Origin of the sequence: Mesorhizobium sp. WSM4976 (assembly GCF_029625685.1) — a bacterium.
GTDB lineage: Bacteria > Pseudomonadota > Alphaproteobacteria > Rhizobiales > Rhizobiaceae > Mesorhizobium.
Map to the genome: position 1 here is coordinate 31,140 of NZ_JARTVT010000020.1, position 18,624 is coordinate 49,763.

20 protein-coding genes, 1 tRNA gene and 1 pseudogene are annotated in these 18,624 nt (G+C 63.8%); 13 read left to right on the forward strand and 9 right to left on the reverse strand.

Annotation, left to right across the window (positions count from 1 at the left end; all coding sequences use genetic code 11):
• Positions 1-97: 97 nt before the first annotated feature.
• The 3 genes from P9272_RS23375 (at position 98) to P9272_RS23385 (ending at position 1,349) form a co-directional block, all read left to right on the forward strand.
• The gene (locus P9272_RS23375) at positions 98-493 is read left to right on the forward strand and encodes a hypothetical protein (RefSeq protein WP_278162357.1); all 396 of its coding nucleotides are present in this window, start codon (positions 98-100) and stop codon (positions 491-493) included.
• A 112-nt stretch (positions 494-605) separates the two neighbouring features.
• Positions 606-842, forward strand: a complete 237-nt coding sequence (locus P9272_RS23380; RefSeq protein WP_278162358.1) for a hypothetical protein — start codon at positions 606-608, stop codon at positions 840-842.
• Positions 843-1,049: 207 nt separating this feature from the next.
• Positions 1,050-1,349 (forward strand): DUF982 domain-containing protein, encoded by a 300-nt coding sequence (locus tag P9272_RS23385; RefSeq protein ID WP_278162359.1) that lies wholly within the window; start codon positions 1,050-1,052, stop codon positions 1,347-1,349.
• A gap of 66 nt (positions 1,350-1,415) precedes the next feature.
• Here P9272_RS23385 and P9272_RS23390 read toward each other — a convergent pair whose 3' ends face one another.
• A complete protein-coding gene (locus tag P9272_RS23390) occupies positions 1,416-2,102 on the reverse strand; it encodes an aspartyl/asparaginyl beta-hydroxylase domain-containing protein (protein ID WP_278162360.1) in 687 nt (228 codons plus the stop codon).
• Between the two features lie 337 nt (positions 2,103-2,439).
• Between P9272_RS23390 and P9272_RS23395 the strand changes: the two genes are divergently transcribed.
• Positions 2,440-2,733, forward strand: a complete 294-nt coding sequence (locus P9272_RS23395) for a hypothetical protein (RefSeq protein ID WP_278162361.1) — start codon at positions 2,440-2,442, stop codon at positions 2,731-2,733.
• Positions 2,734-2,838: 105 nt separating this feature from the next.
• Here the strand turns inward: P9272_RS23395 and P9272_RS23400 are convergent, their stop codons facing one another.
• The 4 genes from P9272_RS23400 to phaC form a co-directional block, all read right to left on the reverse strand.
• Positions 2,839-3,084, reverse strand: coding sequence for a hypothetical protein (locus P9272_RS23400; protein ID WP_128257401.1), 246 nt, complete (start codon positions 3,082-3,084; stop codon positions 2,839-2,841).
• A 130-nt stretch (positions 3,085-3,214) separates the two neighbouring features.
• Positions 3,215-3,289 (reverse strand) — tRNA-Glu (locus P9272_RS23405).
• A gap of 143 nt (positions 3,290-3,432) precedes the next feature.
• Entirely contained in the window at positions 3,433-4,659 is a 1,227-nt protein-coding gene (locus P9272_RS23410) for a YcbK family protein (RefSeq protein WP_278162362.1), read from the reverse strand.
• Between the two features lie 269 nt (positions 4,660-4,928).
• Positions 4,929-6,764 carry a class I poly(R)-hydroxyalkanoic acid synthase gene (gene phaC, locus P9272_RS23415; RefSeq protein WP_278162363.1) on the reverse strand — a complete coding sequence of 612 codons (1,836 nt, stop codon included), beginning with the start codon at positions 6,762-6,764 and terminating at the stop codon, positions 4,929-4,931.
• Between the two features lie 97 nt (positions 6,765-6,861).
• Here phaC and P9272_RS23420 point away from each other — a divergent pair, with 97 nt between their 5' ends.
• The 5 genes and pseudogenes from P9272_RS23420 to recJ all read left to right on the forward strand — a co-directional run bounded on the left by P9272_RS23420 (position 6,862) and on the right by recJ (position 13,081).
• Positions 6,862-7,269, forward strand: coding sequence for a hypothetical protein (locus P9272_RS23420; protein ID WP_278162364.1), 408 nt, complete (start codon positions 6,862-6,864; stop codon positions 7,267-7,269).
• A gap of 48 nt (positions 7,270-7,317) precedes the next feature.
• Complete coding sequence (locus P9272_RS23425; RefSeq protein ID WP_126060457.1) at positions 7,318-8,535, forward strand: LL-diaminopimelate aminotransferase; 1,218 nt, start codon at positions 7,318-7,320, stop codon at positions 8,533-8,535.
• A gap of 41 nt (positions 8,536-8,576) precedes the next feature.
• Positions 8,577-9,890, forward strand: coding sequence for a homoserine dehydrogenase (locus P9272_RS23430; protein WP_278162367.1), 1,314 nt, complete (start codon positions 8,577-8,579; stop codon positions 9,888-9,890).
• Positions 9,891-10,175: 285 nt separating this feature from the next.
• Positions 10,176-11,157, forward strand: a pseudogene (gene glpX / locus P9272_RS23435) (class II fructose-bisphosphatase).
• 139 nt (positions 11,158-11,296) lie between these two features.
• Positions 11,297-13,081: a single-stranded-DNA-specific exonuclease RecJ gene (gene recJ, locus P9272_RS23440; protein ID WP_278162368.1), complete on the forward strand. Its 1,785-nt coding sequence runs from the start codon at positions 11,297-11,299 to the stop codon at positions 13,079-13,081.
• 6 nt (positions 13,082-13,087) lie between these two features.
• Here the strand turns inward: recJ and P9272_RS23445 are convergent, their stop codons facing one another.
• The 3 genes from P9272_RS23445 to folE form a co-directional block, all read right to left on the reverse strand.
• Complete coding sequence (locus P9272_RS23445) at positions 13,088-14,053, reverse strand: patatin family protein (protein ID WP_278162369.1); 966 nt, start codon at positions 14,051-14,053, stop codon at positions 13,088-13,090.
• A gap of 85 nt (positions 14,054-14,138) precedes the next feature.
• On the reverse strand, positions 14,139-14,597 hold the full coding sequence (gene hisI, locus P9272_RS23450) for a phosphoribosyl-AMP cyclohydrolase (RefSeq protein WP_128257393.1): 459 nt from the start codon (positions 14,595-14,597) through the stop codon (positions 14,139-14,141).
• A gap of 40 nt (positions 14,598-14,637) precedes the next feature.
• Positions 14,638-15,270, reverse strand: a complete 633-nt coding sequence (gene folE, locus P9272_RS23455; RefSeq protein WP_128257392.1) for a GTP cyclohydrolase I FolE — start codon at positions 15,268-15,270, stop codon at positions 14,638-14,640.
• A gap of 225 nt (positions 15,271-15,495) precedes the next feature.
• On the opposite strand from folE, the gene P9272_RS23460 reads away from it, so the two are divergent.
• Positions 15,496-15,942: an iron-sulfur cluster assembly scaffold protein gene (locus P9272_RS23460; RefSeq protein ID WP_040981567.1), complete on the forward strand. Its 447-nt coding sequence runs from the start codon at positions 15,496-15,498 to the stop codon at positions 15,940-15,942.
• Positions 15,943-15,951: 9 nt separating this feature from the next.
• On the opposite strand, the gene P9272_RS23465 is transcribed toward P9272_RS23460, so the two are convergent.
• Positions 15,952-16,857 (reverse strand): LysR substrate-binding domain-containing protein, encoded by a 906-nt coding sequence (locus P9272_RS23465; protein ID WP_128257391.1) that lies wholly within the window; start codon positions 16,855-16,857, stop codon positions 15,952-15,954.
• A gap of 91 nt (positions 16,858-16,948) precedes the next feature.
• Here P9272_RS23465 and P9272_RS23470 point away from each other — a divergent pair, with 91 nt between their 5' ends.
• The 3 genes from P9272_RS23470 to blaOXA all read left to right on the forward strand — a co-directional run bounded on the left by P9272_RS23470 (position 16,949) and on the right by blaOXA (position 18,499).
• Positions 16,949-17,107 carry a hypothetical protein gene (locus tag P9272_RS23470; protein ID WP_278162370.1) on the forward strand — a complete coding sequence of 53 codons (159 nt, stop codon included), beginning with the start codon at positions 16,949-16,951 and terminating at the stop codon, positions 17,105-17,107.
• A gap of 61 nt (positions 17,108-17,168) precedes the next feature.
• On the forward strand, positions 17,169-17,543 hold the full coding sequence (gene yidD / locus P9272_RS23475; protein ID WP_278162371.1) for a membrane protein insertion efficiency factor YidD: 375 nt from the start codon (positions 17,169-17,171) through the stop codon (positions 17,541-17,543).
• A gap of 143 nt (positions 17,544-17,686) precedes the next feature.
• Positions 17,687-18,499 (forward strand): class D beta-lactamase, encoded by an 813-nt coding sequence (gene blaOXA / locus P9272_RS23480; RefSeq protein ID WP_278162372.1) that lies wholly within the window; start codon positions 17,687-17,689, stop codon positions 18,497-18,499.
• Positions 18,500-18,624: the final 125 nt, after the last annotated feature.

Here is an 18,624-nt window from a genome sequence, read left to right on the forward strand (position 1 = left end):
CCGCAAGGTTCAAGGACGAAGTGCGAGCGCGCCGTCCATTGCGGCTTTCCTTCGGCCATTCCATGGGTTACGGCGGACCTGAATTCCGGAGATTGCCTTGACGGCACCTGAACGCGAAAGATCGAAATTGCCGCCGATCAGGACCGCTTTTGCGGGCCTGATGGCGCTGCTGATGCTCGCGCTGCTGGGCTTTGCCCAGGCCGGAATTTCCGCGTCGGCCGCCTCGTTCCAGGGTGGCTCCAGCATCAGCGCCGCCCGCCAGGGCGATACGATCGCGCTGCTCAGGACCTCCGGCAAGGCCTCGGCGCTTGAAGTCCGGGCCAGCCGGCCGTTTCCCGTAAAGCTCGCCAGCGGCAATCACGGTGCGCTTGCGCCCGCATCCGATTTCCAGGTTGTTGGACAGGCGCTGCCCGTCGAAATGGGCGTCACGCCCGTAGCGGCAAGCGTAACAGCCGCACCCACCAACCAGCCGCGCGCGCCACCCGCCGCGTAGAGCCTAGCCCACAAGCGCGGCCTTCAATCAGAAACATTCCTTCGCGTCGCGATCCGGCGACGGCCGCCAGCCGTCCGCCGGTCGCGTGCGCGTCAGTTCGGATTCCCAATCAATGCAACGCATCAAGACATTCAAGACACTCACCCACGCGGCCGCTGCGGCCTCCTTTCTGGCCGTCCAGGCGGTGATCTGCATCGGCACTGTCTACTGGGCCGTTGCCGTCACCCTTCGCATGGAAGGAACGGCGGCCATCGTGCTCGGCGCCATCTTCGCGCTGCCGTCCGCCTATGTGCTGATGGTGGTTACTCGCATGGCCTACGACGCCGAGACTGATCCGGGCAATCATTAGCGGCAAGGGCACGGAAGAGGGGGGCAGGGCGAAGCGGGTTGCGTCGCCTTGTCACCTGGCCTGCGCGGATTGTCGGGCGCCGGCCTGCCGCATCTGTGAACCTATTGTTGACCGCACTGAGGTCACATTCCTGAGTCAGAAGGCCGCCAAAGCAACTTTTGACATCGAGCGGCGTTGCTGGGGCTGCGCCCGTTCGGGAGACAGGGAATGGACAGACTGCAATTCGCGGTGCCGGTGCGCATCATGCCCGCGCCCGGCCTGCCGGTCGAGGAAATCTACAGTGTCGAGCAGGCGCTCGATTTCCTGCAGGACTGGCCGAAGCGCCGGCAGGGCAAGATCTACGAAGCCGCCTTCAATGCCTGCTTCGGGGCGACGGTCGATGTGGCCAGCACCGAGGAAGCATGCCGGGCGTTTGCAACTTTCTGCCGCGTCAGCGGATTGCTGGCGAGGGATGCGATGTTTCCCGGCAAGCGTAGGGCAGGGACGCATCGCGAGGCGCGGGCCTGAGTCTTTAATTCATCCAGGTCGTTCCCCCCAAGAGCGTGTCGTCGGGCGACATGCGTCGCAACTGGCTCAGCCGCCGAACGACACGCCCCGATAGCGCATTCCCACCTGCACGCCGCGCACTATCACGCGCGACAGGATCTCCATGTCCAGCGGCATTTGCGGACGCCACACGTCGAGCAGGAGAGCGACGCGCGGCTGATCCGAGTTGTTCATGACTTCGTGCTCGAACGTGTCGTCCCACAGCATGCACTCGCCGTCGGCGATGCGCCTTTCCTCGTGGTTGATCATCATGATCGTCGCCGGACGGCCGTCCGGCTGTTTGGGGATGACGAGGCCGAGGTGAAAGCGCATGATGCCGCGAAACGGTCCGCGGTGCGGCGGGATGTGCTTGCGCGGGGCGAGGAACGAGACGGCGGCCGACTTGACTTCGGGGCATTCGGCGAGCAGCCGGCTCAACACCGGCATGCGCGCGAGATTCTCCGGCACCGTCATGTCGTAGGCCTTGAGCACGAACATGCGCCAGTCGAGCCCGTCATTGGCCGAGATATCGGCCTGTTCCGGCATGATCTCGTGGAAACGCGGCGCCTTGTTCAGCTTTGCCGCCAGCGCCTCGTCGCGGATGTCCTGCCAGGCGGCGGCGAACTTCGCGGCATTGGGAAAATGCGTGCCCGCGTCAAGGATAGCCGGCGCATCTATGCGTTTTTCATAGATACGGCGGACCAGATTGGTTCCCAGATCGTAGGCGCCTGGCATCTCATCACCTCAGTGGGCCCGTTATATAGTGGGATATTGCTTGCGGCCATCGCTCACGGGAATTTGTATAGGCCGTCAACAGGCTGATAGAATCCTGCGCCTAGTCTAAGCCTCGCTGAGCCTTCGACGCCAGTCGTGGTGCCGACATCGATGATTTCGGCGTGGCGGCGTCGATCGTCCCAGCCGCCGCCAGGCGCCTTGCTGAGGCAATGCAGTCGGGGCAATCCCGGCTCTGCCTCTTCAAGGCTTCGCTCGCTGCATCGTGACCGCGCCACCGTTGCGGAACCGCCTCGCAAGGTGCGTATCTTGCGATACGATGTTTTGCGAGGATGCCACCATGCCCTTACGCAGGATTGCGTTTTGCGCCGCAGCGATGATCGTTGCGGCCACGAATTTCGCCGATGCACGGCCCGACTCACGCAAGATGACTTGCGCGCAGACCCAGGCGCTGATCCAGAGCCGGCATGCGGTAGTGCTGACCACGGGGGCGAACACATATGAGCGCTATGTCCGCCAATTCGGCAATGAATGCGATGCTCCTTATGTGCCGATGGTCGACTATGTTCCGGCCAGTGACGGTCGATGCATGGTCTATCGGTGCGAAGAGCCGGCGCCGATGGTTCCGGATTGATCGGAGACGGCCGCTTCTCTCTGCTGATGCCTGCTTTCTTTGAGCGTCAACGCGACCAGGCGAGGGTGGCGGCCTTCTATTCCCGCGACAGAGCCCCACTGCCTCTCACTTGACCTTCTTGATCTCCGGGCCCGCCGGCTGGTCGGTCGCTGGAGCCGGCGTGCAATCCTGCCCCTTGCACTCCAAGGCGGGATCGTCCTTCGCCGGCAGGCAGTTCTGACCCTTGCAGTGAATTGCCGGCTGCGCCGCATCGCCGTTTGGCTGGGTGGGCTGATCCTCGGCACGGACGGGCTGCAACCCGGCCGGGCAGGTCATTGCCGCGCACAAGAGCGCTGTCCAAAGCAGGTTCATCCGCGCCTCCAGGGCGAGGTAGAACTCTACACTGTCCGATTGCCGCCTACATGCGTCACTTAACAACGCCGTTAACGACGCGTTTCCGTTCGGAGAGCGTGAATTCGCGGCTGTTCAGGGGAGACAAGTCTGGTACGCCCAAGGGGAATCGAACCCCTGTTACCGCCGTGAAAGGGCGGTGTCCTAACCGCTAGACGATGGGCGCGCTCAGACGAAGCGGCTTATAATTGTGTTGTTGGCTACCGGCAACCCATCTGCCGCCATATGCGACAACTTTTTTCACGGCGCCGTGCAACGCGAGCTTTGGGCAAAAAGTGGGCTGCGAACGAGGCCGAGGGACAGGCGGGCTCAGCCGTCTTCCCCACCGCCGCTGCGGCGACGGCAGCGCCAGTTCCAGTCGCGCTCCGGGCCGACGTCGATATGGACGGATTCGGTGTGGCAGTAGGTGCCGACGCCGCCGCGGCCGGGCATCGAGCGGACATAGCTCGCCAACTCCCACTTCGAGATGCCGGGCAACTGGATGTCGGCGGCGGCGCAGTACATGTGCAGCGAGTTCTTGGCGCCGTTGGCGCGGCGGTTGCGCGAGGGATCGCGGTAGCCGGAGGTGACGACCATCTTGCGGCCGAAATGGCCCTCGATCGTCTTCAGCACCCGCACCAGCGACGGTTTCAGGCAGGCGACGTCGACGCTTTCGTTCTGCTTCAGAAGGCCGTTGGGCGCGAGTCTTGCCATGCCGGCGGCCGAGGCCACTTGGTAGGAACCGCCACCGCCCTCATCCTCGTTGAGGTCGACGTCGCTCTCGTCGTCGATGCCGGACTTGCGCTTGATCTCGAATAGCGCGGTCTGGCGCACGCCGGGAAGGGCGTCGGCGCCGGTGATGTGATAGCTCGGGTCGTCGAGCGAGGCCAGTTGCACCGGTTTTGCGGCGGGTGTCGCGGAGGCCAGCTCAACAATCGGCTTGGCAGGGGCGGGCGCGGCGGTTGCGGTCTTGGCCTGTGCCGCCGGTTGATCGCCGGAGCGCGAATTGATCAGCGGCGCTGGCGCGGCCGAAGCCGGCGTGGTGCTGAACAGCGAGGCAAACAGGCTCTTCTTTGGCGCGGTGACCTGTGGCTGCGCCGGCTCGCCGGCGGTCACATAGACGCCGTTGCTCATGGCCTGCGTTGTCGCCTGCGCCTTCGACGCAATGGCGGCGGCATCGCCGGCGGCGACCTGCTGGGCGACGGCTTGCGTCTGTTCCGCCGTCTGCGCCGGCTGAACCAGTGGTTGCGGTGTGTTCCCGGCAATCGCGGTGGCGCCCGCGGGCACGGCAACGGCAGGGAACGCGGCCTGCGGTCGCGTCTCCGGCACAAACGCGACCTTCTCGGGCAAAGGCGTGTCGCCTTCGCTCATCACGGTGGCTGCCGTATCGGTGGTTGCGGATGCCGCTTGGGCCGACGAATCGGCGGTTGCTGCCGTCTTGGCGCCGGATGTCGCGCTCATTTCGGCGGTTGAATTATAGGCGGGCGAAACCACCGACATCGTCGGGTCGCCGGTCGATGTGCAGGAGGCCAGAAGCACGGACAAAAGCGCTGCCACTATGCTGCGACCTTCCCTTCGTGCAAGACGCCAACCTGCTGATTTCAAAATAAATTCCCCCTCGGCATCCGGTCGGTCTGTCATCGCGGCGCCACTCCAGCATTGCGCCGCGATAACCCTCCTGTTCCCAACCGGAAACGGGATATGTGTCGAATCTGCAAGCCCCGGAATTATTCTGCGTCTGAAGGCGAATTGAGGCCGTGAAACGATTGACGCCACCATTTCGCCCTGTTTTGGCGGCCCGTCAACTCACCAGACATTACAGTCCGTTACACGCGCACCTTGACATAAGTCCCCGGCGCATCTCCCAAGGTTTTCATGCGCTTGCCGGGTTTGCGGGCGGTCACGCGGATGTTGTCCTGGTTCTCGATCCAGTGCTGCCAGTGGGTCCACCAGGACCCCTGATGCTCATGGGCCGCGGCGAGCCACGCGTCGAAGTCGCCCACCGGTTTGCCGCCGGTCCAGTACTGATATTTCCTGGCGGCAGGCGGGTTGACGACGCCTGCGATGTGGCCGGAACCCGCCATCACATACTCGACGTCGCCGCCGAAGAACCGTGAGCCCAGGAACACCGAAAGCGCTGGCGCGATGTGGTCTTCTTTCGTGGCAAGGTTGTAGACGGGGATGGTGATGTCGGCCAGGGAGACGGTGCGGCCGGCAAGCTCCATCGTGCCGCGCGAGAGATTGTTCTCAAGATAGCAGTTGCGCAGATAGAAGGAGTGATTGGCCGCCGCCATGCGCGTGGAATCGGAATTCCAGTAGAGCAGGTCGAAGGGCAGGGGCTCCTTCCCGCGCATGTAGTTGTTGATGACATAGGGCCAGATCAAGTCGCCCGAGCGCAGCATGTTGAAGGCGGTGGCCATCTTGGTGCCTTCGAGATAGCCCTTCTCGCTCATCGAGCGCTCGACGGCTGCGACCTGGTCCTCATCGACGAAGACCTTGAGGTCGCCGGCATGGGTGAAGTCGACCTGCGTGGTGAAGAAGGTGGCTGATTTGATGCGGTGGTCGCCTTCCTGCGCCAACAGCGCGAGGGCCGCGGCAAGCAGCGTGCCGCCGACGCAATAGCCAATGGCGTTGACTTCCTTCTCGCCGGTCGCCTTCTCAACAATGTCGAGGCCGTATTGCAGGCCTTCGCGGATATAGGCCTCCCAGCCCTTGGCGCCGTGGCGCTCGTCAGGGTTGATCCAGGAGATGACGAAGACCGTGTGGCCCTGCTCGATCGCCCAGCGGATGAACGATTTCTGCGGGTTGAGGTCGAGGATGTAGAACTTGTTGATCCATGGCGGGCAGATCAGCAGCGGCCGCTTCAGCACCGTCTCCGTCACCGGGTCGTATTGAATGATCTCGGCGACATCGCTGCGGCCGATCACCTTGCCGGGCGTGGTGGCGATGTTCTTGCCAATTTCGAAGGGCGTGTAGTCGGCCTGGCGCAGTTTCAGGTCTCCGCGGCCGGCCGCGATGTCCTCGGCCAGCATCTTCATGCCGCGCACCAGGTTCTCGCCGTTGGAGGCGACAGTCTCGCGGAACAGCTCCGGATTGGTCAGGATGAAGTTCGACGGCGCGATCGCGTTCGACACCTGCTTGACGTAGAAGCTCGCCTTGTGGCGGGTGTGATCGTCCAGGCCCTCGGCGTGCTCGACCAGCTCGTTCGCCCAGCGGGAAGTGACAAGATAGGCCTGCTTCAGGAAGTCGAAGAAGGCGTTGCGGCCCCATTCGGGGTCCTGGAAGCGCTTGTCGCCGCGCTCGGGCTGAACCGCGTCCTGTGGCGCCTCGGCATTGGGATTGACCTTCTGGATGGCGTTCGCCCAGACCGTCATATAGCCGGCGAACAGTCGCGTCTGCGCTTCGAGCGCGCGTTGAGGGTCGCCAAGCCAGTACTCCGAGAGCTTGGAGAATGTCTTGACCATGTCGACGACCGGTTCGGCGATATGGTCGCGCACCTCGCCTTTCTCGCGCGGCTCGGTCCAGGCGGAAGCCGCCTTGCCGGCCTGCTCGATCATGCGGGCCATGTTCAGGGCAAAGCGCTCGGGGTCCTTCACCAGATATTGCTCGATGGCCGAAGGTCCGCCATTTTCCGCTTTGTCCGAATCGTCAGGTTTGGACATGGTCCGCGGGGTTCCTCCCGGAGCGTTTTCTTGACATATTACCATGGGACATCTGACCGGGTCCAATTTGCTGTAACCCGGCTGCCAGGAAAACAATATGACGATTAATGTTGGCGGGACTTTTTTCCTCAGGCTCGGTTCTCTCTGCCGCAAGGCGGCCCTGGCCGGGCTGGTCGGCGTGCTGTTGCCCGCCAGCGGCTGCACGAGCACCAGCACCAACAATGTAGCGCCGACAGCCTTGACCGAAGGCCCGAAGGACACCGGCTCCTACCCGAACCTCAACATCCCGCCGCAGGTGGCCGCCAAGCAGTTCACCAAGGAGGAGACCGCGGCGAACCTGGCCAAGCTCAAGGCCGAGCAGCAGGCGCAGAATGCCAAGGGCGGCAGCGTCAAGGCGCCGACGAATTCCGCGGCGCTGAAGACGCTTGCCAAGACGCATGGCGGCGACACGCTGAAGCAGATCGAGGGCAAATGCGACCCGACCCTCGACCCTAACTGCAATTAGGTTTATATCGCGCGCCGAAAGCGCCCCCTTCGATCGTCTGGAACTCAAATGGAAGAATTTCACAAGGTCCGCCGGCTTCCGCCCTACGTGTTCGAGCAGGTCAACCGGCTGAAGGCCAGCGCCCGTTCGCGCGGCGCCGACATCATCGACCTTGGCATGGGCAATCCGGACCTGCCGACGCCGAAGGCCATCGTCGACAAATTGTGCGAGGTGGTGCGTGATCCGCGCACGCATCGCTATTCGTCCTCGCGCGGCATTCCGGGCCTGCGCCGCGCCCAAGCCAACTACTACGCCCGCCGCTTCGGCGTGAAGCTCAACCCCGACACCCAGGTGGTGGCCACGCTCGGCTCGAAGGAAGGCTTCGCCAACATGGCGCAGGCGATCACCGCGCCGGGCGACGTCATCCTGTGCCCCAACCCGACCTATCCGATCCACGCCTTCGGCTTCATCATGTCGGGCGGCGTCATCCGCTCCCTGCAGGTCGAGCCCGATGACGGCTTCATCCCGGCGGTCGAGCGCGGTATCCGCCATTCGATCCCGAAGCCGCTGGCGCTGATCCTCAACTATCCGTCGAACCCGACGGCGCTGGTCGCCTCGCTCGACTTCTACAAGGACGTGGTCGCCTTCGCGAAGAAGAACGACATCATCATCTTGTCGGATCTCGCCTATTCCGAGATTTATTTCGACGGCAATCCACCGCCTTCGGTCCTGCAGGTGCCGGGCGCGATGGATATCTGCGTCGAGTTCACCTCGATGTCGAAGACCTTCTCCATGCCTGGCTGGCGCATGGGATTCGCCGTCGGCAACGAGCGGTTGATTTCGGCGCTGACGCGGGTGAAGTCCTATCTCGACTATGGCGCGTTCACGCCGATCCAGGTGGCGGCGGCGCACGCGCTGAACGGCGACGGGGCCGACATCGAGGAGGTTCGCGAGGTCTACCACAAGCGGCGTGACGTGATGGTCGATTCCTTCGGCCGCGCCGGCTGGACCATTCCCGCGCCCGCGGCTTCGATGTTCGCCTGGGCGCCGATCCCGGAACAGTTCCGCCATCTCGGCTCGCTCGAATTCTCCAAGCTGCTCATCGAGCATGCGGATGTCGCGGTGGCGCCGGGCATCGGCTTCGGCGAGCACGGCGACGATTATGTGCGCGTGGCGCTGGTCGAGAACGAGCACCGGATCCGTCAGGCTGCGCGCAACATCAAGCGCTTCCTGGCATCGACCGCCAAGCAGCCCAACAATGTGGTGCCGCTCGCCGCTCGGCGCTGAGTCTGCCTAATATTTCTGGATTTTGAGGGGCGTCGCCGGATATGGCTGAAGCGTTGCGTGTTGGAATTGCCGGCCTCGGCACGGTTGGCGCCTCGGTGGCGCGCGTGCTGCGCGACAAGGCGGCGGAGCTCACCCGCCAATGCGGTCGCGACATTGTCGTGACCGCCGTTTCCGCCCGCGACCGGAAACGCGACCGCGGTATCGATCTCAGCGCCGCGACATGGTTCGACGATCCGATCAAGTTGGCAGAAAAGGCCGATATCGATGTCTTCGTAGAGCTGATCGGCGGCGACGAAGGGCCGGCCCGGCTGGCGGTGAAGGCGGCGCTCGAGGCCGGTCGGCATGTCGTCACCGCCAACAAGGCGTTGCTTGCCAAGCATGGCGTGGCGCTTGCCGAGATCGCCGAGAAGAAGGGCGTTCTGCTCAACTACGAAGCGGCGGTGGCCGGCGGCATCCCGGTCATCAAGACGATGCGCGAGGCAATGGCCGGCAACGCGGTGACGCGTGTCTTCGGCATTCTCAACGGCACCTGCAACTACATCCTGACCCGCATGGAGGCCGAAGGCATCTCCTTCGATGCCTGCCTGAAGGACGCGCAGCGGCTGGGCTACGCCGAGGCCGATCCGACCTTCGACATCGATGGCCATGACACGGCCCACAAGCTTTCGATCCTGACCAGCCTTGCCTTCGGCACGAAGATCGCCGCCAACGACATCTATATGGAAGGCATTTCCAACATCACCCAGGCCGATATCCGCGCGGCGGCAGATCTCGGCTACCGCATCAAGCTGCTCGGCGTCGCGCAGCGCACCGACAGTGGCATCGAGCAGCGCGTCCATCCAACGATGGTGCCGACGGCCTCCGTCATCGCGCAGGTGCACGGCGTCACCAACGCCGTGGCGATCGAGACCGACATTCTGGGCGAGCTTCTGCTCTCCGGTCCAGGCGCCGGCGGCAATGCCACCGCGTCGGCGGTGATCGGCGACATCGCCGATATCGCCAAGAGCCGGCCCGGCTTCCAGCATGCTCCGGTGTTCGGCTGGCCGGCGAAGGAGTTGAAGCCTTATAAGAAGGCCCAGATGCGCAGCCATGCCGGCGGCTACTTCATCCGGCTGACCGTGCATGACCGCATCGGGGTCTTCGCGGCCATAGCCAAGCGCATGGCCGACAACGACATCTCGCTGGAATCGATCGTCCAGCAAGCGGCCGGCACGGAGACAGAGGCGCAGAAGACGGTCATCCTCGTCACCCACGAGACAACGGAAGCGGCGGTGCGCAAGGCGGTCGAAGGCATCACCAAGGACGGTCATCTGACCGACAAGCCCCAGGTGATCCGCATCGAGCGGGCGGAATAGGATCGATTGTCAATCGCGCTCGGCCCGTTTTCCGTTGATGTTATGCGGCCTTTGTCGACGATGCCGGCGGCCTTTCCCGGACGGACGGCCCTAGTCATACTTCGCTTAATCGATTGATATTGCTGTGATTTCAAAAAATGACAGTCGCGGTCTTGCCGTTGTCATGGAGCTTTGCCAGAAGAAGTCCGCCTCTGGCGGGAGGCGGGAGCAATCCACGGGAGACGACCCATCGGGTCCTTCGACCACGGATTGTCCGAAGCAAACAGTCAACGAGGAATGCCCTTCATGAACATGGCCTCCAACATCGCTGCCGGCCTCGACCGGATCCTCACCATGGAAGTGGTGCGCGTCACCGAGCGGGCCGCCGTCGCGGCCGCCAGGCTGCGCGGGCGCGGTGATGAGAAGGCAGCCGACCAGGTGGCGGTCGATGCGATGCGCCAGGAGCTCAATCGACTGGCCATCAAGGGCCGTGGTCATCGGCGAGGGCGAGCGCGACGAGGCGCCGATGCTCTATATCGGCGAAGAAGTCGGCACCGGCAAAGGCCCGGCCGTCGACATCGCGCTCGATCCGCTGGAAGGCACGACGATCTGCGCCAAGAACCTGCCCAACGCACTGGCGGTCATCGCCATCGCGGAAAAGGGCAGCCTGTTGTTCGCACCCGACGTCTATATGGACAAGATCGCCATCGGCCCCGGCTATCCGGAAGGCCTGATCGACATCGACGCTTCGCCGGCCGAGAACCTCGCCAATCTGGCCAAGGCCAAGGGTGTGGCGGTTTCCGACGTCACGGCCTGCATCCTCGACCGGCCGCGTCACGCCAAGCTGATTGACGCCGTGCGCGCCACGGGCGCCGCGATCCGGCTGATCGGTGACGGCGATGTCGCCGGCGTCATCCACACCACCGATCCGGATGAGACCGGCATCGACATTTATCTCGGCACGGGCGGCGCCCCGGAAGGCGTACTGGCGGCGGCCGCGCTGCGTTGCACCGGCGGGCAGATGCTGGGCCGGCTAATCCTCGACACTCCGGAAAAGCTGGCGCGGGCTGAGAAGATGGGCATTTCCGATCCGAAGCGGATCTATCGCGCCCAGGACATGGCGCGCGGCGACGTGCTGTTCGCGGCGACCGGCGTCACCGACGGCAATCTGCTCGACGGGGTGAAGTTCGGCCGCACCTTCATCACCACGCATACCATCGTGCTGCGCTCGTCCTCGCGCACGGTGCGCGAGATCAAGGCGCGCCACCAGGATCTGGATAAGTTCTGATTTCGCCTCGCCTGGAGGTTTTTGCGGCAATTCGGAAGAAGCCTTCCAAAGTTTTCCCCGAATTGCCCACTTCCCCGCAATTGCTCCGGTCGCCGCATATTGATATCTGCCCAAAGATGATGGGCGGATGGCGCGTCGCATGACGGGCGAGAAACGGTTCTTCCTCGATGTCAGGCAGTCGGCGACCGGTGTTTCCTGGCAACACCGGCTGACCGAGCGGCAGGACATGGCCGCCTTGGCGATCGCCCAGGGCCACGGCGTGCCCGATATCGTCGCGCGGGTGCTTGCCGGCCGCGGCGTCAGCGCGGAGCAGGCCGAGCGCTTCCTCGACCCGACCATTCGCGAGCTTTTGCCTAATCCGGCATCGCTGACCGACATGGAGAAAGCCGCGGCACGGTTGGCCGATACGATCGTCGCGCGCGAGAAAGTGGCAATCTTCGGCGACTACGACGTCGATGGCGCCGCCTCGTCGGCGCTCCTGAAACGCTTTCTCACGCATTTTTCGGTGCCGTCGGAGATCTACATCCCGGACCGCATCTTCGAGGGCTATGGACCCAATCCGGAAGCGATGCGAGAGCTGATCTCGCGCGGCGCAAAGCTGATCGTCACCGTCGACTGCGGCACCAACAGCGCGACCTCGATCGAGGCGGCCAGGGAAGCCGGTGCCGACGTCGTGGTGCTCGACCATCATCAGGTCGGCGGCCCGCTGCCAGCGGCGAACGCGGTGGTCAATCCCAATCGCGAAGACGATTTGTCGGGGCAAGGACATCTGTGCGCCGCCGGCGTCGTCTTCCTGTGCCTGGTGCAGACGGCCAAGGTGCTGCGCGAAAGGTTGCCGAACGCCGCGCCGATCGATCTGCTTTCACTGCTTGACCTCGTGGCGCTGGCTACGGTCTGCGACGTGGTGCCGCTCACCGGGGTCAACCGTGCTTTCGTGGTCAAGGGGCTGCAGGTGGCGCGCCAGCAGAAGAATGAGGGGTTGGCGGCGCTGGCGCGGGTCTCGCGCATCGGCGAGCCGATCAACACGTTCCATTTGTCCTTCCTGATCGGCCCGCGCATCAATGCCGGCGGCCGCATTGGTGATGCGGCACTCGGCAGCCGGCTTTTGGCCACCGACGATCCCATCGAGGCAGCAAGCATTGCCGAGACGCTCGACCGGTTGAACCAGGAACGGCAGCAGATGGAGCAGGAGATGCTGGCGCAGGCGCGCGCCGAGGCCGATGCCGAGCTTGCCGGCGGCAACGGTCCGGCCATCATCGTCACTGCCAGCAACAGCTGGCATCCGGGAATTGTCGGGCTGATCGCCTCCCGGCTCAAGGACTACGCGCGCCGGCCGGCCTTTGCCATCGCCTTCAATTCGACCGGCATCGGCACGGGCTCCGGTCGCTCGGTGACTGGCTTCGACCTTGGCCGGCTGGTGCGCGAGGCGGCGGATGCCGGGCTGATCGTCAAGGGCGGCGGCCATGCGATGGCCGCCGGCATCACCGTCGAGCGCGCCAAGCTCGGCGAGTTGCGCGCCTTCTTCGAGGAGCGCGCCGCGGCCGATGTGTTCCGGCTGCAGAATGAGGAGAGCCTGGCAATCGACGGCGCCCTGGCCGCCGAGGGCGCTACGATCGCGCTGCTCGACGCGCTGGAGAAAGCCGGCCCGTTCGGTGCCGGGCATATCGCGCCGGTCTTCGTGCTGCCGCGGCACCGGCTGGCCGATGCGCGCGCGATCGGCACCAATCACATTCGAGTGGACCTGCAATCGCAAAGCGGCGGCAACATCCAGGCCATAGCGTTCCGTGCCGTCGACACCGCGCTGGGCGAATTCCTGTTCAAGAACAGGGGCAGGACCGTCCATATCGCCGGTTCGCTGTCGGGCAACTACTGGAACGGCAACCGCACAGTGCAGTTTCGCATCAGCGATGCGGCGCTAGCTTAAGGTTTGTCAGACCAGAACGGACTGTAGCCGGGTCAGTTCGCTGATCTGGGACATCGTCGCCTGGTAGCCGAGGCTGATCGCCTCGTCGGCGCGGTGGAATTCGGTGAGGCCGATATGGCTGAGCTTCGGCTGCAGCGACATATCCGGCGGGTCGCCAGCGAGCCTAGCGCGCGAAATCCGATCCTGGATGATGTTGAAGGCCTCCACCATGACGCCGGTGATGCCAAGCCGCGTCTGGTGTGATTGAGGGTTGATCTGGCCGGGTCGCGGCGCGTCTTTCTCGACGACCAGCTCGCCGGCGCTGTGCTTGATAACGGCGGCGCGTCCAAACAGGTCGTAATGCAGGTTGACCGCCACGACGAGCGGCTGCTCGTAGGCGCGGCAGACCGAGACCGGCACCGGATTGACCAGCGCGCCGTCGACCAGCATGCGGCCGTTGCAGGCCACCGGCTCGAAGACGCCGGGCAGCGCATAGGAAGCGCGCATGGCGGTGACGAGCGAGCCGCTCGACAGCCAGATCTCATGGCCGGTGCGGATTTCAGAAGCGACGGCGACGAAGGGTTTCGACAGGTCGTCGAAGCGGGCGCCGTCGAGATGCTCGCGCAGGCGCTGATCGAGCTTCATGCCGCCGAACAGGCCGCTGCCGCGCAGATTGAGGTCGAGCAGGCCGAAAATGCGCCGTTTGGTCAGGCTTCTGGCGAACTCCTCCAGCTCGTCGAGCTTGCCGGCGAGATAACAGCCGCCCACCAGGGCACCGATCGAGGTGCCGGCGATCATCGACACTTCGATGCCGGCTTCGTCAAGCGCGCGCAACACGCCGATGTGGGCCCAGCCGCGGGCGCATCCGCCACCCAGCGCCAGCGAGATGCCGGTTTTCCTGCCGGGCTTAGGATCGGGCAAGCCCCCGGACGATGCGGGCCCATTGGCCTCCCGAACGTCAGGTCTGCTGCGCAATGACGCCCATTCGAGCATCACGATCTCCCCTTGTCCCATATCCCTTCTACCGCAAGGATATTTGAGAATAGTGAATCTGAGTGGTTTGTGAATATTGAATGGTTCACACCGGCTTCCGATACGTCTCTTCCGCATCGAACAGCGGCCTGCTGCCGTCGCCGGCAAGCGTCGCTTTGCCGTCATTCAGCCCCACCGTCCGATAAAAACAAGAACGCCGTCCGGTGTGGCAGGTTGCGTCGTGGCCCAACACTTTCACGCGCAACCATATCGCGTCCTGGTCACAATCCGTGCGCATCTCGACGACGTGCTGGAAATTGCCCGAGGTCTCGCCCTTCTTCCACAGGGCGCTGCGCGAGCGCGACCAGTAGTGAGCAATGCCGGTCTCCAGCGTAAGCGCCAGCGCCTCGGCATTCATATGCGCGACCATCAACAGCATGCCGTCACCGGCGTCGGTGACGACGACGGTGACGAGGCCCGCGGCGTCAAAGCGCGGAGAAAGGACTGAGCCTTCCTCCAGCGCTTTCTTGTCGGATGAAGGTTTCGGGAATTGCAGTGCCGACATCGCCGGTCCTTATGTGTTTTGGCCGGCGACGGCCGGCAAATCAGCCGCCTGCGCGCACCATGGTAACGAAGCGGACCTGCTCCTCGGGCGTATCCTTGAAAACGCCGGTGAAGGTAGAGGTCAGGGTGGTCGAGCCCTGCTTGCGGATGCCGCGCATGGCCATGCACATATGCTCGGCCTCGAGCATGACGGCGACTCCGCGCGGGTTGAGCACGTCCTGGATGACGCCGGCGATCTGCGCGGTCATCGCTTCCTGCGTCTGCAGGCGGTGGGCGAAGATGTCGACCACGCGCGCGATCTTCGACAGGCCGACGACCTTGCCGTCCGGCAGATAGCCGACATGCGCCTTGCCGATGATCGGCACCATGTGGTGCTCGCAATGCGAATGGAACTTTATGTCCCTGACGATGACGAGATCGTCATAGCCGGCGACTTCCTCGAAGGTGCGGCCAAGCTCGTCGGCCGGGCACATGTCGTAGCCATTGAACATTTCGCGAAATGCCTTGGTGACACGCTTCGGCGTGTCGACAAGCCCTTCGCGGTCCGGATTGTCGCCGGTCCAGCGCAACAGCGTGCGCACGGCGGCTTCGACCTCAGCTTCGCTCGGCCGGTCGGTGACGGGCTTCTCCAGATATTCGGATGGGGGCATGATTTTCTTGATGACGGCATCCATAAAGGCGTCTCCCGTAGTCCCACTCAGGGGTGGGACGAGTTGAACGGACCACGACCTTTTGGGTGAAAATCGCCCATTTCCATCCCGCAAGCGGCGTGAACAGATGGGCAAGAACAATGGCTTGTCGATGCCCGACTGCGGTCATTATATATGGTCCTAGCGGAGCGAAAGGAAGACGCGAGAGCGGCAAAGCCTGTTCGCTGGGCGGCCACGGATTGGAAAAATATGATCGACGACGTCTACAATGCGAAAATTCTCGGCTTCGCCGGAAACATCGGGCGGATCGGCCGGCTCGACGACGCCGACGCGACGGCCAGGGCGCACTCCAAATTGTGCGGGTCGACTGTGACCGTCGACCTGAAGATGGACGGCGACGTGGTGACCGATTTCGCCCATGACGTGAAGGCCTGCGCGCTTGGCCAGGCCTCGTCGTCGATCATGGCCCAGCATGTGGTCGGCGCCAGCGCCGACGAATTGCGCGCCGTGCGCGAAACCATGCTGAAGATGCTGAAGGAAAACGGCGCGCCACCGGAAGGCCGCTTCGCCGACCTCAAATATCTGGAACCGGTGCGCGACTATAAGGCCCGCCACGCCTCCACCATGCTGACCTTCGACGCGGTGGTCGATGCGATCGGCCAGATCGAGAAGAAGCGCGCCGGACAGGCGGCTTGAGGAAAGGGCTTAGGCCGTTCTCCTGGTCGCAGCGAATTCACTTCGGATCCAGTCAGCAAAAGCCTTTGCTGGCTCCGGCAGGTTCTTCAAGCTCCTGGCCACCAGCCAGTAGGCGCCGGACGCGACATCGATATGGAACGGCTTGATCAAAGTCCCCGAAGCGAGCTCCTCGCCGACCTGCAGGAGATCGCCGAGCGCCACGCCATGTCCAAGCAGCGCAGCTTGCTTCGAAAGCGAGACATCGGCCAGCATCGGGCCACGCGCTGGCACTGCGTCGGCGGGCACGCCGGCTGCCTGGAACCAGCGCGCCCAACCCTGGCGGTTTTCCTCGTGCAGCAGCGTGTAGTGGCGAAGGTCGATCGGCTTTTCCAGCGGAGGCCCGGCGGCAAGCAGCGCCGGCGACAGTACCGGTGAATCGACAGTCGAGGCTAGACGCTCGGCCTCGCTGCGCGGCCATGAGGTAGTGTGCGCGCTGAAACGAAGAGCGAGTTCGGGCTGATCGCTGCGGAACTCGATCGGCCGTGGATCGACTTCAAGGGAAACGTCGATATCGGGTCGAAGTTGGCGAAAACGATTGAGCCGCGGCAGCAGCCATATGGCGGCAAGGGCCGGTTCGACGCTGACGCGGACAATCGCCTGCGCTGGCGAGGCCGTGAGCTCGGAAAGCACACGGTCGATCTCGTCGAAGCTTTTCACCAACTGGTCGAGTAGTCGATGCCCTGCATCCGTCAGTTCGACGCGCCGGTGGAGACGCAGAAACAGTGGCCGGCGCAGAAAACTTTCGAGCTCGCGGATCTGCCGGCTGATCGCGGCCTGCGAGACATAAAGCTCTTCGGCCGCCCGGCTGAAGCTCAGATGCCTGCCGGCCGTCTCGAAGCTTCTCAATGCCGTCAGCGGCAGGCGGCCCCGCTTCATTCGCATAACCTCAAGTTATCCGAGAAGGAAATTATACTCGTTTGAGGAGGAAGGCCAGCGGCAGTCTAGTCCGCCTCAAAGGAGACCTGCCATGAACGAGTTCCTGGCCATTTTCAGCAACATGATACGGATAGCGACCTTCCAATGGCACGGTGAAGTCGTGCGCGACGGCCCCCATGACCGCCGCGATCTTCCCGTTCACCATCGCCCATGGACCGGCAGCCATCCAGTCCGGCGCTCCAGGCGTTGAGGGCATTGCGTTTCGGTGCCGAAGCCCACATCTATCGCGCAGGGAAACAGGCTGCGGAGCGATGGGCGATCATTGCGGGCATACACATGGCGTCCGGCCGATACAGCGCGGGCGCAACTGGCCGGGGCCATGGCGCAAGACGCCTGGGCGCGTGCTCGGCACGTTGCTCGTGCGCCTTTATCAGCTGACGCTCTCCGGCTTCGTCGGCAACAGCTGCCGGCACCTGCCGACCTGCTCGGAATACGCGCATGAGGCGATCGCCCGCCATGGCCTGTGGGCCGGCGGTTGGATGGGGCTGTTCCGGGTCATGCGCTGCGGGCCTTTCGGAACGCATGGCATCGACCGCGTGCCGGAGACGCTTGCGGCGCGCTATGTCTGGTTCATGCCCTGGCGCTACTGGCGCATCGGGAAGAAGCGCAGCGACTCCGAAATCTGATCGCTAAGACGTCACGCGCGACCGATTTTAGCGATCCGGTAGGGTTAACGCGAAGCTGCACAAACACTGCGAATTTGAGACAAAATCGAGACAAGACGCCTCGTTAAGTCGCTCCTGTAATCTCATACCGGAGTGACTTCGCCATGCGCCATATGGACCGCTATCCCTTCATTTTTGCCATCGTCCTTTTCCTTCTGGCCTGGATGCTCGGCTTGCCGGTGCGGGCGCAGTCGGCGCCGCTCAACGACATCCGCTGCACGCTGATCCAGGATGCGCAAAGCGGCGCCACGCTTTACCAGGACGGCGTCTGCGACCAGCGGGTCAGCCCGGCCTCGACGTTTAAGGTGCCCCTGGCGCTGATCGGCTACGATGCCGGTATCCTGGGCGATCAGCACACGCCGAGCTGGGATTACAAGCCGGAATTCAAGGCGGCGAAGCGCGACCAGAAGACCGTCGATCCGACGATCTGGGAACGCGATTCCATAGTCTGGTATTCGCGCGAGATCGCGCGGCGTCTCGGCGCCGAGAAGTTCGCCGGCTACGTGTCGAAATTCGGTTATGGCAACAGGGATGTCTCGGGCGATGCCGGCAAGGACAATGGGCTGACGCAATCCTGGATCAATTCCTCGCTCGAGATATCGCCGGTCGAGCAGGCGACGTTCCTGCGCCAACTGCTCGCGGGCAAGATGCCGGTGTCGGCGAGGGCGCATGAGATGACCAGGTCGATCCTGCCGAGCTTCGCGGCAGGAGACTGGACGGTGCAGGGCAAGACCGGCAGCACCAGGCTTGGCCAGGACGGCAGGCGATCGCTCGGCTGGTTCGTCGGCTGGGCCGAGAAGGACGGCCGTCGCATCGTCTTTGCAAGGCTCGTCGTCGACGCCAAGCGCACCGACCAGCCGAAAGGGCTTGCGACGCGGGCGGCGTTCCTGAAAGACCTGCCCGGCCTCGTCAAGTAGAACAGCTTGCAGCTTTACGGCGGCGGAAACTCCTCATAAAAGACTGCCGCTGCCGGACGCCTCCGGCTAACACTCTGCATGCAGCAACTCAACCTGCGACATGCATTTTCACCACCCGCGCTCGT